General features: G+C 56.0%; 15 protein-coding genes. All 15 read left to right on the top strand.

Annotation, left to right across the window (positions count from 1 at the left end):
- The first annotated feature begins 9 nt into the window (after nucleotides 1–9).
- Nucleotides 10–261 (top strand): hypothetical protein, encoded by a 252-nt coding sequence (locus B5E43_RS06140; RefSeq protein WP_087385712.1) that lies wholly within the window; start codon nucleotides 10–12, stop codon nucleotides 259–261.
- On the top strand, nucleotides 251–1,045 hold the full coding sequence (locus B5E43_RS06135; protein ID WP_087394667.1) for a site-specific DNA-methyltransferase: 795 nt from the start codon (nucleotides 251–253) through the stop codon (nucleotides 1,043–1,045). Before B5E43_RS06140 ends, B5E43_RS06135 begins: the two co-directional genes overlap by 11 nt.
- Nucleotides 1,042–1,641: an MT-A70 family methyltransferase gene (locus tag B5E43_RS06130; protein WP_087394665.1), complete on the top strand. Its 600-nt coding sequence runs from the start codon at nucleotides 1,042–1,044 to the stop codon at nucleotides 1,639–1,641. Before B5E43_RS06135 ends, B5E43_RS06130 begins: the two co-directional genes overlap by 4 nt.
- Nucleotides 1,629–2,018, top strand: coding sequence for a PrgI family protein (locus tag B5E43_RS06125; protein ID WP_087394663.1), 390 nt, complete (start codon nucleotides 1,629–1,631; stop codon nucleotides 2,016–2,018). The genes B5E43_RS06130 and B5E43_RS06125 overlap by 13 nt, the downstream gene beginning before the upstream one ends.
- A 46-nt stretch (nucleotides 2,019–2,064) precedes the next feature.
- Nucleotides 2,065–3,942, top strand: coding sequence for a DUF87 domain-containing protein (locus tag B5E43_RS06120; protein WP_343214278.1), 1,878 nt, complete (start codon nucleotides 2,065–2,067; stop codon nucleotides 3,940–3,942).
- A gap of 97 nt (nucleotides 3,943–4,039) precedes the next feature.
- Nucleotides 4,040–5,977, top strand: a complete 1,938-nt coding sequence (locus B5E43_RS06115) for an S-layer homology domain-containing protein (RefSeq protein ID WP_087394661.1) — start codon at nucleotides 4,040–4,042, stop codon at nucleotides 5,975–5,977.
- Nucleotides 5,978–6,074: 97 nt separating this feature from the next.
- The gene (locus B5E43_RS06110; protein WP_143382961.1) at nucleotides 6,075–7,706 is read left to right on the top strand and encodes a hypothetical protein; all 1,632 of its coding nucleotides are present in this window, start codon (nucleotides 6,075–6,077) and stop codon (nucleotides 7,704–7,706) included.
- A gap of 10 nt (nucleotides 7,707–7,716) precedes the next feature.
- The gene (locus B5E43_RS06105; protein ID WP_087394657.1) at nucleotides 7,717–8,775 is read left to right on the top strand and encodes an ABC transporter substrate-binding protein; all 1,059 of its coding nucleotides are present in this window, start codon (nucleotides 7,717–7,719) and stop codon (nucleotides 8,773–8,775) included.
- Between the two features lie 12 nt (nucleotides 8,776–8,787).
- The gene (locus tag B5E43_RS06100) at nucleotides 8,788–12,621 is read left to right on the top strand and encodes an acyl-CoA dehydratase activase (RefSeq protein WP_087394656.1); all 3,834 of its coding nucleotides are present in this window, start codon (nucleotides 8,788–8,790) and stop codon (nucleotides 12,619–12,621) included.
- Between the two features lie 13 nt (nucleotides 12,622–12,634).
- On the top strand, nucleotides 12,635–13,027 hold the full coding sequence (locus tag B5E43_RS06095; RefSeq protein WP_087394654.1) for a cupin domain-containing protein: 393 nt from the start codon (nucleotides 12,635–12,637) through the stop codon (nucleotides 13,025–13,027).
- Entirely contained in the window at nucleotides 13,017–13,373 is a 357-nt protein-coding gene (locus B5E43_RS06090) for a metal-dependent transcriptional regulator (protein ID WP_087394652.1), read from the top strand. Before B5E43_RS06095 ends, B5E43_RS06090 begins: the two co-directional genes overlap by 11 nt.
- Before the next feature lie 270 nt (nucleotides 13,374–13,643).
- Nucleotides 13,644–14,657: a recombinase family protein gene (locus tag B5E43_RS06085; RefSeq protein ID WP_087394651.1), complete on the top strand. Its 1,014-nt coding sequence runs from the start codon at nucleotides 13,644–13,646 to the stop codon at nucleotides 14,655–14,657.
- 23 nt (nucleotides 14,658–14,680) lie between these two features.
- A complete protein-coding gene (locus tag B5E43_RS06080; RefSeq protein ID WP_087394649.1) occupies nucleotides 14,681–15,427 on the top strand; it encodes a metallophosphoesterase family protein in 747 nt (248 codons plus the stop codon).
- A gap of 570 nt (nucleotides 15,428–15,997) precedes the next feature.
- Nucleotides 15,998–16,483 (top strand): low molecular weight protein-tyrosine-phosphatase, encoded by a 486-nt coding sequence (locus tag B5E43_RS06070; protein ID WP_087394647.1) that lies wholly within the window; start codon nucleotides 15,998–16,000, stop codon nucleotides 16,481–16,483.
- On the top strand, nucleotides 16,464–17,306 hold the full coding sequence (locus B5E43_RS06065) for a KilA-N domain-containing protein (RefSeq protein ID WP_087394645.1): 843 nt from the start codon (nucleotides 16,464–16,466) through the stop codon (nucleotides 17,304–17,306). Before B5E43_RS06070 ends, B5E43_RS06065 begins: the two co-directional genes overlap by 20 nt.
- Nucleotides 17,307–17,598: the final 292 nt, after the last annotated feature.

Here is a 17,598-nt window from a genome sequence, read left to right as displayed (position 1 = left end):
GGGTGTTATATGCCGAGAAGATATGGGCCCGACGGGACGCGCCTGTGGTATGGAAAAGCGCCGGAGGACTTTAACGAGGCGGATGTTGCCCGCTTTATGGCGGAAACGGAGGCCATTTTACAAAAGCGGGAATTGCTGGGCGGAAGGGATGACGCAAAGACGATTGCCCAGCAGTTAGCCGAAGGGCGGGCGCAGGCCGCCCGTGAAAACGCTGCCCGCCCTGTCCCGGCAAAGGGCAAGGAGGCAAGGGATGACCGATAAGGCGGCTTTGGGACAAAGTGTCCCGAAGTCCCCGGACTGCCCAGAGGGGCTGTTTCTGATGGACGGCATCGAGGGCCTGCGCTCCCTCCCCCGTCATTCGGTGGATATGCTTTTGACCGATCCGCCCTACGGCACTACCCGCAACTTTTGGGATGTGCCGTTGCCGCTCCCGGAGCTGTGGGAGGCGGTGAAATGGGCCGTCAAGCCGAAGGGTGCGGTGCTGTTCTTTGCTCAATGCCCCTATGACAAGGTGCTGGGGGCCTCCAACCTCTCCATGCTCCGCTATGAGTGGATCTGGTACAAAGAGCGCGGGACGGGATTTCTCAATGCAAACCGGGCTCCGCTGAAAAAGTCGGAGAATATTTTGGTGTTCTATCAGAAAGCCCCACTTTACAATCCGCAGTTTACTTACGGCAAGCCGTACAGCCGCGTCCATGCCCGCAGCGGCACCAGCCCGAACTATGGAAAATTCGAGCGGCAGAGCTCCGAGTCCAGCGATGGGCGGCGCTATCCGGGAAATGTGTTGTTTGTCCCTACAGTAACGGGCGGCATCCATCCCACGCAAAAGCCCGTGGAGCTGTGCGAGTATTTCATCAAGACCTACACCCGGCCCGGCGAGCTGGTGGCCGACATCTGCGCGGGCTCCGGCACAACCGCTGTTGCCGCCCTCAATACTGGCCGCCGCTTCGTCTGCTTTGAAACGGCTCCGGCCTTTTACGCCGCCGCCAGTGAGCGTATCCGCGTGGCGCGCTCGGCGGTGGAGGCCGGGGAGAAAGGAGTTTGATTATCGGAGACTATTCTATCATTTACGCCGATCCTCCCTGGCAGTACCAGCGGAGCAAGGTACAGGGGGCGGCGGAAAATCATTATCCCACAATGGGGATTGACGAGTTATGTGCGCTCCCGGTGGCGGATCTGGCCGCCCCGGACAGTGCGCTTTTTTTGTGGGCGACTTTCCCCCAGCTCCCCGAGGCCCTGCGGCTGATTAAGGCGTGGGGCTTTCAGTATAAGTCCGTGGCTTTCGTCTGGCTGAAGAAAAACCGGAAGGCTGATAGCTGGTTTTATGGCCTGGGTTTCTGGACGAGGGGAAATGCGGAGGTCTGCCTGCTGGCAACAAAAGGGCATCCGAAGCGGCAGGCGGCCAATATCCACCAGTTTATCATTTCCCCCATTGAAGCCCACAGCAAAAAGCCGGACGAGGCCCGGGAAAAGATTGTTGCCCTTATGGGCGATCTGCCCCGGGTGGAGCTGTTCGCAAGACAGACGCCGCCCGGCTGGGATGTGTGGGGAAACGAGGTGGAAAGCACCGTCCCGGACTTTGGGACAAATTGTCCCAAAGTCCCCGGGGGGAGAAAGGAGGTTGATCCATGCCCTATGTGAATGTCCCGAACGACTTATCCAAAATCAAAACGAAGATGGCGTTCAATCTGACAAAGCGCCAGCTTATCTGCTTTGGCGGGGCGGCGGCCATCGGCATCCCGTCCTACCTGCTAGCCCGGGAGTCGCTTGGAAACACCGGGGCCATGTTCTTAATGCTGGCCGTCATGCTCCCAGCATTTCTGCTGGCGATGTATGAAAAAGACGGGCTCCCCTTTGAAAAAGTGGTTCATAACATCATCCGGGCCAAATTCCTGCGGCCCGGGGTTCGGCACTATCAGACAGAAAACATTTACGCCCCGTTTACCGGGCGGGGCGCTGTGAGAAAGGAGGATGCGATTGCGAAAGGCAAAAAGCAAAAACAGTCCCGGAAGGGGTAACAGCCGGGCGGCCCTGTCCGTCCAGCAGACAATCCCCTATCTGGCGATGCACCCGGACGGGGTGTGCAAGCTCCCCGGCGGGCTCTATACAAAGACTGTGGAATATGAGGACATCAATTATTCCGTGGCAAGCACCGAGGATCAGACGGCGATTTTCGGCGGCTGGAGCTCGTTCCTCAACTACTTTGACAGCACTCTGCCGTTCCAGCTTTCCTTTATCAACCGCCGTTCCCATTCCAGGAGCCGCTACAAGGTAAACATTCCCCAGGCGGATGATGATTTTAACAGCGTCCGGGAGGAATTTACCGGGATGCTGAAAAATCAGATCGCCAAAAGCAACAACGGCATTGAACGCTCCAAATACATCACTTTCGGCATACCCGCCGAAGGGATCGCGGAGGCCCGCCCCCGCCTGGAGCGCGTGGAGGCCGATGTGATGGGAAACTTCAAGCGGCTGGGTGTTCCCTGTGAGCCAATGGACGGGCGGGCAAGGCTGGCCTTGCTTTATAGCCAGATGCACCCGGGAAACCGGGAGCCGTTCCGCTTTTCGTGGAAGGACATTCCGCAGACCGGGCTCGGCACAAAGGACTTTATCGCCCCGGACAGCTTCGACTTTCGGCAGTCCCGCTCATTTCGGATCGGCCAGTATTGGGGCGCGGTGTCCTACTTGCAGATTTTAGCGTCCGAGCTCTCTGACAAGCTCCTTGCGGAGATTTTGGAGATGGATGCGGAAATGACGGTCACGCTCCATATTCAGACGGTGGATCAGCTCAAGGCCATTAAGACCATCAAGGGCAAAATCTCCGACATCGGTAAAATGAAAGTGGAGGAACAGCGCAAAGCGGTGCGGGCCGGGTATGATCCCGACATCCTGCCACCCGACCTTATCACATTCAGCAAGGACGCGGCGGAGCTTCTGGCTGACCTCCAGTCCCGCAACGAGAGGATGTTCCTGCTCACTTTCACGGTGGTAAACTTTGCCCCCACCCGCCAGCGGCTGGAAAACGATGTGTTTACCGTGGGCGGCATCGCGCAGAAATACAACTGCTCCTTAAAGCGTCTTGACTGGCAACAGGAACAGGGCTTTGTGTCCTCGCTGGCTCTCGGCTATAACGAGGTGGAGATCCAGCGCGGCATGACGACCAGCTCCACGGCGATTTTCATTCCCTTTATGACAAGGGAGCTGCGGATGGCTGGGCAGGCCCTCTACTACGGCATGAACGCCCTTTCCCACAATGTCATCATGGCTGACCGCAAAAAGCTGAAGTCGGCCAACGGGCTGTATCTCGGCTCTACCGGCTCTGGAAAATCTTTCGCCGCAAAAAGGGAGCTCTTAAATGTGTTCCTTGCCATCCCCCAGGATCGGATTTTGATTGTCGATCCAATGGGGGAATATGCCCCGCTGGTTCGCAGGCTGGGCGGCCAGGTGATCGAGATTGCCCCGGACAGCCCCCACCACTTAAACCCGATGGATGTGGAGCTTAACATGACCGCCGGGGAAAGCCCGCTCTCCATGAAGGCGGATTTCCTGCTTTCCCTGTGCGAGCTGGTGGTAGGCGGCAAGGACGGCTTACAGCCCATCGAAAAGACGGTGGTTGACCGCTGTGTGCGGCTGGTCTACCGGGAACAGGCCCTGGGGATTGCCACGAAAAAAACGCCGCTCTTGCAGGACTTGTACGAGGAGCTTCTCAAACAGCCGGAGCCGGAGGCCCGCCGGGTGGCAACCGCCCTGGAGCTCTACTGTACGGGCTCCCTCAATCTTTTTAACCATCCCACCAATGTAAAAACGGACAGCCGGGTGGTGTGCATCGTGCTCAAGAACATGGGAGAAAACCTCCGCAAGATTGCCATGCACATCACAAACGAGTTTGTCTCCCAGGCGGTGGACACCAACTTTCGGGAGGGCGTGGCGACCTGGTGCTAAAATCGTTCCGGAGGAAAGAGGGACACAGTACTACATCGGCTTTCTTGATGATTTAGGAGAAGTTGCTGGCGGTTCTGGATTCACATCCCAAGTTTGTATGACCCTCCCTTATCAGGCAGGGCAGAATATCTACATTGTTGTAAATGAGGGGAAAAGCGGAGAGCTTATCAGAAAGGTCGATCTGAAAGACGCTGTGATCAACGATGGCAGGATTAGTTTTATACTGCTCTCTCAGAACAGCGATGATACCTTGGAGAAAAAGAAAGAGTATGAGAGCATCATTACTGCACTGGGAAACGCCGCAAACAATATAAACGAAGCCTCTGTTGATAAGGGTTTTATCCTGGTGACGGGTGAAACACTCAATGAAACAACGCCAAGTGAAAATACTGGCGGCTCTACGCCCCCCACCATCCCCACGGACAAAACCCAGACTGTCACCGCCAACCTTTACCTGCCCGGTGAGAACAACCAGGTCATTCCTGGCGTCACGGTTTATTTGAACAACTCTAACAACCCCATCCAGGGCACGGGCACGCCGACCACTCCCGAGAGTAACAACGCCAAACTGACAACGGCGGCGGACGGGACCAAGACCCTGACCCTGTCCATCACCAACCCGGTGTTCACCCTTCAGGATATCGGCAGCTGCTCCAACGCCAGGATCATCGACACCAAGACCAGCAGCAATCTGGTCTATCAGGGCGGCGCCACCGGCAAGTACAGCACCCGCATCAGCGAGATAACCGTAGAGCTGCTGGACGATTCCGGCGAGTATGTCTTTGACAGCTGCACCGAGTTCCCCACCCTGCTGGGTGTGGAGTGGAATTATCCCCTGATTTTGGCCGTCAATTTCGACGGCGGCAAGGATGACTCGCTGGACTCCAACGACAATGTGGATGTCAGCGGCGTCACCGGCGGCAACAAGCCAGCAGTGCCGGAGGAGACCCCAGCCGCTGAGCTGAATCCCACCGTTACAGCCGGCAGAGATGGCGTTGCTAATGTGGAGTTCACAAACAAGAATCTGGATGCGGCTCTGGAGCAGGTACAGGAAAACGGCGGAGCCATTGTGATCCAGCCGGAGATCGAGGGCGAGGCCACCAGAGTGAATGTGGATCTGCCTAAGTCCTCCGTGGAGACTATGGCGAAGTCCGATGCGGACCTTGTGGTGAAAACTGAGATCGCCGCAGTGTCCATTCCCTCGGAGGGGCTTGCCGAGATTGCCAAGGCCAACGGCAGCACCGTGACTGTCTCTACTGAGAAGAAGGATGACACCGTAGCGGTCAACATCGCTGTAGGCGGCAAGACAGTCGAGGAGATCAGGGGCGGCGTGACTGTCACGGTCAGCGCCCCGAAGCAGAGCGGAAATGTGCTTGTCCTTGTGGGCGCTGACGGTACCGAGACCGTTGTGAAAAAGTCCGTTGTGGACGGCGATACGGTCAAGGCCCTTCTGGACGGTTCCGCCACCGTGAAGGTCGTGGATCACAGCAAGAGCTTTAGCGATACCGCAAACCATTGGGCAAAGGGCAGCATTGCCTTTGCCAGCAGCCATGAGCTGTTCCAGGGGGTCAGCGACAGTCAGTTTGCTCCCGACACGAACATGAGCCGCGCTATGCTGGCCACCGTTCTCTACCGTCTGGAGGACGCTGTCGAAAAGGGTGACAGCAGCTTTACAGATGTAGCCGAGGGAGCATGGTACGCTGACGGCGTGGCCTGGGCCAACGAAAACGGCATTGTCTCCGGCTATGGGAACGGTGTGTTTGCCCCCAATGACGATATTACCAGAGAACAGCTTGTAGTAATGCTTTACCGCTATGCCCAGCACCTCGGCATGGATACCAAGACGAACAAGGATCTGAAATCTTATTCCGATGCCGATACCGTATCCTCCTGGGCCACTGATGCTATGAAATGGGCAGTGGACAAGGGGCTTATTGCGGGACGCACAAACAGCACTCTGGCACCCGGCGGCACCGCCACCCGCGCCGAGACTACTACCATCCTCCAGCGTATGGTAGAACTGATGGTAAAGTAAAGCGTAAATCTAATCGTTCAATAAAAGTGTTACTCTACGCCGCTCACGCCGGAGGTGTGGGCGGCGTAGAACCACATGGAAAGGATAGATGAATTTCATGATAACACAGGTACGCCGTCAAGGCGTCCTTGCTCTCGTTCTGGCCGTTTTGCTCATGCTGTCCACAGGACTCACGGCCCAAGCCGCAGAGAGCGACAAGACCTATACCGTCACCGCAAACCTCTATTGTCCCGGAGAGCTGAACACCCAGCTTCCCGGGGTAACGGCCTATCTGACCAACGGCAACAACCCTCTGGGCATAGACGGCTATGAGGCGGTGGCTCCCACTACTCCCGTCTCCGACAATGCCACTCTGACCGTTGGGGCAGACGGGACATTGACTCTATCGCTAAAGGTTCCCAACCCTGTCTTTACCCTGCAAAAGATAGGCGGCTGCTCCAACGCAACCATCGTGAGCGCTCCCAGAGATGACCGAGAGTATGCCACAACGGACGGCTCAGTCTCCCGCAGCGGCAGGATCACCGGATTGACCCTGACCCTGTCTGATACGACCGGAAAATACATATTTACCGACTGTACCGAGTTTCCCACTCTGCTGGGAGTGGACTGGACCGTGCCCCTCACACTGGAGGTAGACCTGTCCGGCGTTGAACTGACGCCTTCTCAGTCGGAGCAGGAGGAAACAGCTGCACCCACATCCCCACCGTCTACGGAACCCTCTGTACCCCCAACGCAGCCGCCAACCACAGCGGTGAATCTTGACGCCCTGAACTCGATCATTGCCACGGCAGAGCGCAGCGCCAACACCGCCATTGTGTCGGTGGACGGCAACGATGTGGAGCCGGGCAAGGTTTGGGTCACACAGGCAGATCTGGACACACTCAAGACGGAATTGGCCAAAGCGAAAGCGGCTCTGGCCGCGGCAGACCAGAGTACCGTGGATGCCGCCGTGCAGGCCCTTACAGATGCGCACCGCACCTTTACAGCCTCCCAGCAAAGCGGCAAAAAGGTGACCGAGGCATCCGAAACAGATACTACACTGGCCGAGGGGACCTACACCGTCAGCTGCAATATCTGGTTTAACAAGGCGGATACCGGTCTGCCCCTCAACCCCCATATCACGAATCCCACTTTCCCTCCCTATAACCCGGTGTTGGACAACTCCACCCTCACTGTAGACGCAGAGGGAAACGGCAAGGTCACGATCCCGGTGACCATCTCTGACAAGGTGATGACGGTCCGCTCTCTGACCGGCCTTTCCTTTACGGATGTGGAAACCACGGAGGACGGAGCCATTACCTCTGTCAGTGTGGAGCTGGGCAGGATCTCCACGGAAAGCACGGTGATCACCCAACTCTGCACAGCGGAGATACAAATGGGCGATCTGGCCATGTCCATCTCCGGTCTGGAGAAGGACCATACTTGGCCGGCGGTTTTTGAACTGAACCTTTCCGATATCCCAACCTCCGACGGCGGGAAGATGCCTGTAGTTGAGGTGGAAATGATGAATGCCGATGACGCCAGTCAAGCGATGGCCTCCGCAGGCGTTTCGGGAGAAACGGACCCTGCTTCTGAGGAAACGCCTGTGCCGCCGGAAACGCCTTCGCCGGAGGAGAGCAGTCTTGAACAGTCTGCACCTGTATTTCCCATCGGCGCTATTGCCGCCGCCGTGGCGGTCGTGGCTCTGGCTGCGGCGATCGTTGTGGGCAAGAAAAAGCTGAGAAAGTGAGGGACAGCATATGAAAAAGAGAACCTTATCCCTGCTGTGCCTTGCTGCCATGCTGCTGGGGCTTTTCGCCGGCTGTGCAAAGCAGCCTGCCAACAGCGATCAAGAAAGCGAAGCCTCGCAGCGTACCGGTGAGATCATGGGCAGCAGCGAGGCCACGGATGTAAATGTGGGGCTTATTATGGGACCGCCCTCCATGGGTCTTGGCTATCTGATGCACGAAGCGGAGGAGGGCAGCACCTTTAACCGCTACAATTTTGAGATCGCCGGCGTGGACTATTCCGCCGTGGCGGCCTCGCTCAATCAGGGGGACTATGACATTGCCACCGTGCCCTCCAATGTGGCCGCCATTCTTTACAATAATGAGGATATGCGGGAGCAGATCAAGGTCATCAGCATCGGCAATCTGGGGCTGCTGTATATCCTGACCACCGATCCCAACATCAACACGCTGGAGGATCTGAAAGGCCGCACGGTCTATTCCATCGGTGAAGGTGGCCCTCCCGAGTTCACCTTTGATTTCTTGCTGGATGCGGCCGGGCTTGCCGATGAGGTCAACTTTTCCTTCCGCCCCACCCCCTTTGAAGTGCTGAACCTTTTGCAGGAGGAGAAAAACGCTGTGGCGCTGCTGCCCCAGCCCTTTGTAGAGGTAGCTAAGCTGCTGGTGGCAGACCTGCGTGTCGCCATCGATGTGACAGAAGCCTGGAACGGGCTGAACATGGATACCGGCGCCCAATCGGTCACCACGGTGACGGTGGTACGCACGGCGTTTCTGGAGGAGCATGAGCAGGCGGTCATGGAGTATCTGGAGCTGTCCAAGCAATCTACAGACTACTGCCTCGCCCACCTGGAGGAAGCTGCCCAGTGGACTGAGGATTATGAGACCTTCCTGAACCCGGAGATTGCGCTGGACGCCATTCCGCACTGCAGCATCTGCACGGTGACCGGAGAGGAGATGAAGGAGATCCTGTCCGGCTTCCTCCAGATCATCTACGACCTGAACCCGGACGCTGTGGGCGGAAAAATGCCGGAGGATGATTTTTACTATTCGATGCCTGTTAAGGGCGAGTAAGAGGTGAACACCGTGATACGACTTGGAATTGATATGGGGTCCTCCACCATCAAATTGGTCCAAATGGAGGAGGGCATCCAAAAATCATGGTGTGAGAAACACCATGGAGAACTGTTGAAAACACTTTCCAAAGGGCTTTTGGAGCTGGAACTGCCAGAGCAGTTTGCCCTTTGCGTCACCGGCTCCAACCGAAAGACCCTTCTTGACGCTTTGCCTGATGCCGTCCAGATGGAGGACATCCCCGCCATTGTGGAGGGGACAAAGCGTCTCTGCCCCAAGGCCGGGAGTATGATTGAGATTGGCAGCCAGAGCGCCAGATTTATCACCGGTCTTTCCGGGAAAAGCCCTCGATTTTCCGTCAACGAGCACTGCGCCGGCGGTACAGGCTCCTTCTTCGAGGATCAAATGTCCCGTCTGGAGCTTCAGATCGAGGACTACTCCCGCCTGGTGGAGAAAGCAAGGGAGATCCCCAATCTGTCCGGCCGCTGCGCTGTCTTTGCCAAAACAGATATTATCCACCGCCAACAGGAGGGCTATCCAAAGGAGGATATCCTGCTGGGATTGTGCTATGCCATGATCCGCAACTACAAGGCTACTATTGTAAAAGACCTTCCGGTGGAAAAGCCCATCGCCTTCTGCGGCGGCGTCACACGCAATACCGGTGTGATCCGTGCCATCCGCGATGTATTCTCCCTGTCCGAGGACGAATTGCTCGTTCCGGAGCAGGCTCTTTACAGCGGAGCCATCGGTGCGGCGTTTCAGGAAGGAACGCTTGTCGAAAAGGATGACCTGCTGCGCCGCATATCTGCCGCAGGCCCCAATACAGAGGGCAGCGGAGCCTTATCTAAACTTCAGCTGCTTTCCGGCACCTCTCTCTCTGAGCCGGAAAAAAGCGGGACCATGTCGGTCGATGGCGCATACCTCGGAATTGATGTGGGCTCCACCAGTACAGACCTTGTTCTCATCGGAAGGGATGCCGCGCTGATCGATTTTCTCTATCTCCGCACTGCCGGAGACCCGGAGGGTGTGGTACGCAGCGGACTGGCACAGCTGAGGGAAAAATATGGGGAGTTCCCCGTCCTCGGTGTGGGTATCACCGGTTCCGGGCGTGAGCGTCTGGGCAATATGATGGGCGCCGATGCTATTCGAGACGAGATCACCGCCCAGGCCAAAGCCGCCGCCTGGTGGGGTCCTGACGCGGATACCGTGTTTGAGATCGGCGGTCAGGACTCCAAGTACATTTCCCTGAAAGAGGGCAATGTGGTGGATTTCCAGATGAACAAGATCTGTGCGGCAGGCACCGGCTCCTTCGTAGAGGAGCAGGCCGCCCGCATGGGTATCCCCATCTCTGATTTCGGCCCTCTGGCCCTTCAGGGGGAGCATCCCTGCGACCTTGGTGAGCGCTGCACGGTGTTTATTGAAACCGCCATTACGCAGGCAGCCGCACAGGGAGCAAGTCAGGCGGACATCGCCGCGGGTCTTTGCCACTCCATTGTGAAAAACTATCTGCACAAAGTGGTGGGCGGCAAACCTGTGGGTAAGCGTATTGTTTTGCAGGGCGGTGTGGATTATAACCCCGGTATCGTGGCGGCCTTCCAGAGCGCTTACGGGGACAAGGTGCAGGTATCACCTGTATTCTCCATCTCCGGTGCTTTCGGTGCGGCCCTTCTGGCGCAGGAAGCTGTCGGCAATGAAAAAAGCACCTTCCTGGGCTTTGATTTCCCCAGAGAGGAAAAGAAGGTCCTCGCCACCAGCGAGGAGATCCGCCGCAATAAGGCGTTCTACAAAAAAGCCGGTCAGCTGGTGGTGGAGGATTACGACGGCACGATCGATCCCCGAAAAAAGACTATCGGCGTGCCTCTGACCCTCATCATGTTCAAGTTCTTCCCCATGGTCAACGCCTTCTTCAAAAACCTGGGCTTCAATGTGGTGCTCTCCAAGCCCACCAATGAGGAGACCATCCGCCTGTCCCAGCAGTATGCTCAGGGCGAGACCTGCTACCCGGTCAAGCTCATCTACGGGCACATGAAGCAGCTGGCAAACGACAAGGTGGACTATATCTTCCTGCCCTCGGTCAGGACTATCCGTCACCCCCATGCCCACGCCGCCCACAACTACGCCTGCCCCTATATGCAGAAGGCGGCACAGATGGTATTTGAATCTCTGGGGCTGGAGCAGCAGGGCATCCAACTTCTCAGTCCTGTCCTTGATTTGGATCTGGGAGCCAAGATGATGGGCATCGCCATGCTGGAAACCGGCAAAGCCCTGGGATTTTCCAGAGCCAGATGTCTGCCCGGTCTGGCCAAGGGCGCATTGGCAGTCAACAAGTTCACCGAGGATGTGGAAGCTTTGGGCAGAGAGATGCTGTCCGGCCTCAACCCAGAGGAAAAGGTGCTGGTGCTGATCACCCGCAATTACGGTATCTCTGACCCGGTGCTGAATATGGGAATCCCGGAGATCCTTCTTTCAAGAGGCTATAAGGTCATGACACTTGGACACCTGCCCGGTATGTCTCTGGATATCTCTCCGGACTACCCCCATATGTACTGGCCCTTTGGAGACCATCTGCTTTCCGGCGCCAAGCTGATCGCCAACCATCCGAACCTCTATGCCGTCTACCTGACCAACCACGGCTGCGGACCGGATACGCTGATCTCTCATATGTTCCGTGAGGAAATGGGCGATAAGCCCTATTTGCAGATCGAGGTGGATGAACACTACTCTCCCGTGGGAGTCATTACCCGCATCGAGGCCTTTTTGAACAGTATTAAGAACCGCAAGAACGATCCCATGCCGGAAAACTTCAACATTCTGAATGTATCCATGCGTCTGGCCAATGTAAGCGCCAAACCGGAGAAGGGGAAAAAGCTGCTTATACCCCCGCTGGGCTGCTACACCCGCTACCTGGCAGACTATTTCCGCCATCAGGGCTTTGCTGCCGAGGCTATGCCGGATTTCACCCATCAGACATTGAATCTTGGCCGAGCCGAAATGGTTTCCAAAGAATATCTGCCCCTGCCCATGCTGGTAGGAAGCTGCCTGCAGGCCATCGCAGAGCATGGCGGCGACGATGGGCTTCAATTCCTGATTCCCTACGGCTACGGTGCCGATGCGGATGGTCAGTATGCCCGCACCGTGAGAACTATCCTCGACCGCAAGGGTCATACGAAATGCGGCATCGTGGCTCCCATGCTGGAGGAGCTTTCCGAAACGGCGGAAGACATCGGCTTGCTGATCCGTGCTCTGCTGACGGGAGATGTGGTCTATGCGTTGCCTTATGAGCGCCGTGAGGAGCTTGCGCCCAAGCAGATCCCGACTCTTGCCAAGTTAGTCGAGCTGGCAAAGCAAAGTGATACCAGCAAAAAACGAACTATTGCCGCTGTCGGTTCCCCTATGTGCATTACAAGTCTGGACGAAGGGGTCTTGTCCATGTTGGAGCAGGAGGGCAACAGAATCAAACGCCAGCCCCTCGCTGAGATGATGGCCTTTCTCTGGCAGGATAACGGGAAACCTGTGGATTGGAGCGAGATATCCCGTGTGGCCCAGGCGTTGAGGGCATCAGGCAGCTTTGCCACAACCGCCGATACGCTCTTTTCTTCTGCTGATCGTTATCTTCCCAGTTTCGCCGGCAACAACGGAAGGTACCGCTTCGCCAAGGCCATACAGATGGGCGAAAGTGCAGACGCCGTTCTGACACTGGCTCCCAGGTATGAAAATACCGCGACCGTACTCTCCCTGTGTGGGTTGGAAAAGCACTGCGCAGCGCCTATATTTGCATTGTCTTTGGATGGGGACTGGGATGAAAACAGCACCTCCCGTTTAAGATCGTTCCTATATTATTGCTGAAAGGATGTTTTGTATGGAGCAGTTTATTAAGAATATTGAGCATGAAACGGTAGTCAAGCTGACAGAGCTGGTATCGGTACAGCCCGGTCAGGTCGTCAGTAAAACGCTGGCCCAGAACCAAGCTGTCAGCGTGACCCTGTTCGCCTTTGACAAGGGCGAGGAGATCAGCACTCACGACTCTGACGGAGATGCTATGGTCACCGTGCTGGAGGGTGTCGGACGCTTCACTTTGGACGACGTGCCCCACACCGTAAAGGCCGGAGAGAGTCTGGTAATGCCGGCCAAGGTACCCCACGCCGTGTATGGTGAGGAGGCGTTCAAGATGCTGCTGGTCGTTGTGTTTCCCAAGGGATTTGAGGAGTGCCATTGCGGTGGCGCCCACTGTTCTCACGGCCATGAAGCATGAAACCGTAGGGGTCCACCGCAAAAAACTTCATTCTTCCGGAGAGGATTATTTGGAAGCCGTGCTGATGGTGCAGCGAAAAAGCGGCATGGCTCGCTCTGTGGATGTTGCCCGCCAGATGGGGGTATCGAAACCAAGCGTCAGCCATGCGGTAGGTGTTTTGAAGGATGGCGGATTTTTGATAATGGATGAGGACGGATTTCTCCATCTGACAGAAATCGGCCTTGAAGTGGCGGAGAAAATCTATGAGCGTCACAGATTTTTTACACAGCATTTGATAGTGCCGTCGACTCCCGCGAATACGAAACGGTTCGTCTGCGCAGAGTGTTTTCCGGGCGTCAGCCCATGACTGCGTTGGATGCAGAACTGCTTCAAAGTTCCGTATCCGCCATCCATTGTCATAACGATGGAAGCCTGAATATCCAGCTAAAAAATGGTCAAATAATTGGAAAGGAGTGAAACAGCATGAGAGAAAGCCCGCCCAAAGTCATCACCATCCCCGCAAAGCCGGAGGTCGCAAGCCGGCAGGCGGTCCAGCGCCAGCTTCGCGTGGCTGCCTACTGCCGGGTATGAAAAAGGTGAGGACGGCAAGCCGAAAATCATCCAGGAACAAGCAGAAGTGGTTCGCTCAATCTATGAGCAATATCTGAGCGGAGCCAGCCTTCGGATGATCAAAGACAGGCTGGAAACGGAGCAGATCCCCAATGTGACCGGCGGCTCCCAATGGACGATCACGGCAATCCGAAGCATCCTGACCAATGAGAAGTATTGCGGAGATGTCCTTCTCCAGAAGACCTACATCAGCGACTGCATCAGCCGCAAGGTCATCCGCAACACGGGGCAGCTCCCCATGTATCTGGTCCAGAATCATCATGAGGGCATCGTGGAACGCAAAACCTTCGATGCGGTACAGGCAGAGATGGCGCGGCGCAGCGCCGGGAAAAGCCCTTCCAAAAAGAATGCCCCCACCGGGATGACATCCTATGCCAGCAAATACGCCTTGTCGGAGCGCCTTGTCTGCGGCGAATGCGGCACCCTGTATCGCCGCTGCACCTGGTCCAAGCAAGGCAGGAAGCGCGTCGTGTGGCGCTGTGTCAGCCTGCTGGACTGCGGCACCAAGTACTGCCACAACTCACCAACGCTGGACGAGGAGCCGCTCCAGAAGGCAATCCTCGCCGCCATCAACTCCGTCATGAGCCAAAAGAGTACGCTGATCCGGCAGATCACCTCTGCTATGGAGATGGAGCTGGCTCCGGTCCCAGGAGAGAGCATGAGCCTTGCCGATATTGAAAGGCGGTTGGGTGAGCTGAACGACCAGACCCGTGAGCTGGTGGCAGAATCCGCCCGAGTGGAGGATGCCACCGCCTGCACCGCCCAGCTGAGAGCTATCATGAATGAGGCTGCCATACTGAAAGAAAAGCGGGCGCTAATCGAAGAACAGCGTCAGAGCAACGCTCAGGCTGTACGGCGCATTGAAGATGCGGCTGCCGCGATGGCTCAGGCGTCCACCCACATCAGCGAATGGGATGAAGCTCTCATCCGGCAGCTGGTGGATACGGTCAAGGTCAACTCAGCGGAGAAAATCACGGTGTTCCTCCGCGGCGGCGTTCAGGTGGAGCAGGGTATGATATAATAGGCAAAAGAAGGTGAACTGAAATGATCTATGCAACCGGCGATACCCATGGTAACTTCCAGCGGTTTGCACCCGAATACTTCCCCGAGCAGGCCGGAATGACCAAGGAAGACTATATGATCATCTGCGGAGATTTTGGCGGCGTATGGGATGGGGGCAAGAAGGAGGAGCGGAACCTGGACTGGCTGGAGGATCTGCCTTTTACCACCCTGTTCGTCAGCGGCAACCATGAAAACTTCGACCTGTTGAGCAAATACCCGACAGAGGAATGGAACGGCGGAACGATCCAGCGAATCCGGCCTCATGTGATCCATCTGATGCGAGGGCAGGTCTTTGACCTGCAAGGATGCTCCTTCTTCACCATGGGCGGCGCCAGGAGCCATGATATCGAGGACGGTATCCTGAACCCCAAAGCACCCGATTTCGAAGAACAATACTGGGCCTTTCGCAGAATGGGCGCCCGATTCCGGGTCAACCATCGCTCCTGGTGGAAACAGGAGCTTCCCAGTAAGTCCGAGTATGAAGAAGCTCGGTGCAATCTGGAACGCATTCACTATGAGGTGGATTATGTGATCACCCACTGCGCCCCAAGCAGCATCGTTGACATACTGGGAAACGGCGGCTATGTTCACGACCATCTGACCGGCTTCCTGGAGGAAGTCAAAGAACGGGCCAAGTTCCACTACTGGCTGTTCGGACATTACCACGACAACAAAATCATCGACGACCGCTTCGTCCTGCTCTGGGAGCAAATGGTACAAGTGGTGTGAACAGGCCAAAGAGAAACGCAGGAGGCGCCTCCTGTGTTTCTCTTTGGCCTGTTTCAAAATAAGGCAGGTTCTGCCGGAAAGGAGAAGCTATGAACATCCGCAAAAACATCGATTATTCCGCCATGTTTGCAGCCCTGGACGCCGCGCTGAACGCTGAGCTGCCCCAGATGAAACTCTGCTGCGAACTGGGCCGCATCGTCTGTTCCCGGCCGGAGAAAGGCGCGGCAGTGGCCGCAGCCGAATATCTGCACAGCCGTTTCCCCGATGCTTCCGGCTTCTCCCCGCGCAACCTTCGCCGGATGCGGGAGTTCTATCGGATGTATGAGGACACCCCCGAGTTGCTGACCCTGGCCATGGAGATCAGTTGGACCCAGAATGTAGTCATTTTGGAAGCAGACATGGAGCCGGATGAGCGGCGCTGGTATCTTCGTGCCGCTGGTCGTTTTGGCTGGTCAAAGGTGGAACTCCAGAGAAAAATCGATTCTGACGCCCATCTGGAAATCCAACTCGACGAATCTGAGGTTCCATGCTATACTGAGTGCGATAGTAATGAGTTGGAGTGTACGGAGCATGATCAGGATACTTTTTCTCTGCCACGGCAATATTTGCAGAAGCCCGATGGCCGAGTTTATCATGAAGGATCTGGTGAAGAAAGCCGGTTTGGAGCAGAACATTCAAATCGAGTCGGCAGCTACCAGCACCGAGGAGATTGGCAATCCGGTGTATCCGCCAGCCCGCCGCAAGCTGTCCGAGCATGGTATCGACTGTTCCGGCAAACGAGCCCGGCAGCTTCTGAACAGCGATTACGAGAAGTACGACCTTCTGATTGGCATGGATCGAGCCAATCTGCGGAGTATGTACCGGATCTGCGGCGGCGATTTTGCCGACAAGATGCACCTGCTGATGGACTTTACCAACCGTCCCGGAGAGGTGGCCGATCCGTGGTACACCGACGATTTCGACACGACCTGGCGGGATGTGGAGGAAGGCTGCCGGGGGTTGCTCCAAAAAATAATCAGCAAGGAGGTGCAGACGAGTGGACAAGCTGGTTGTTAAGGGAGCGGAAATTAGTGTACAATGGAATTCTGAGCAAGATGACTTTATCAGCTTGACTGACATCGCCAAGCTGAAGGATAGCGACAATCCACGCTACATTATCCAAAACTGGCTGCGGAATCGGAACACGATTGAGTTCCTGGGTGTTTGGGAATCTCTATACAACCCGTCTTTTAACCGTGTCGAATTCGATGCGTTTAGGAGTCAGGCCGGCTTGAACAGCTTTGTGATGACCCCTCAGAAATGGGTGGAATCGACCGGGGCTATCGGCATCATCTCTAAGGCTGGTCGCTATGGCGGTACTTACGCCCACAAGGAGATTGCCTTTGAGTTTGCCTCTTGGATCTCTGTCGAATTCAAATTGTATCTGGTCAAGGAGTTTGAGCGGCTCAAGACCGAGGAAATGAAACAGCTTGGCTGGGACATCAAGCGAAACCTGGTCAAGATCAATTACCGCATCCATACAGATGCCATCAAGGAGAACCTGATCCCGCCGGAGCTTTCCGCAAAGCAGGTTTCCATGGTGTATGCCAGTGAAGCCGATGTGTTGAACATGGCCCTGTTCGGTATGACCGCAAAGCAGTGGCGGGACAGCCATCCCGATCTGAAAGGGAATATCCGCGACTATGCCAATGTCTCTCAGCTGGTCTGCCTGTCCAATCTGGAAAACCTGAATGCGGTGTTCATCAGCGAAGGGATGTCCCAGGCCGAGCGGCTGACAAAACTCAACGCCATCGCCATCAGCCAGATGGAGATCTTGACGCAGGATCACCGCATCGAAGCTCTGGAGGCTCATAGCGGAGAGCCATCTCCCATGAAGTAAAAAAAATATACTGGACGCTTGCGAATGGGCGAAGGCCGTGGCATCTATAGTGTTGCGATGTTCCAAAAGGGAGTCTATGCCAACCGTTATGGTTGGCATAGACTCCCTTTCACGTTACCATATCAAAGCAAGCTCAGTTTGCCGCGCATCTTTTCAGGGGGTCGCCTTCCCCATGTTGGCGCCGGGAGATCACGACCATATTTTGTCGGGAGTATTTAACCAATTTTTGTCGGCGAACCCCAGAGCCAGTAGAATAAACAAAAAGAGTGCCAACAACCCAGCACTCATAGAT

Source organism: Flavonifractor sp. An100, assembly GCF_002161175.1.
Taxonomy (GTDB): Bacteria; Bacillota; Clostridia; order Oscillospirales; family Oscillospiraceae; genus Lawsonibacter.
This window is presented reverse-complemented; position numbering and strand designations above follow the sequence as displayed.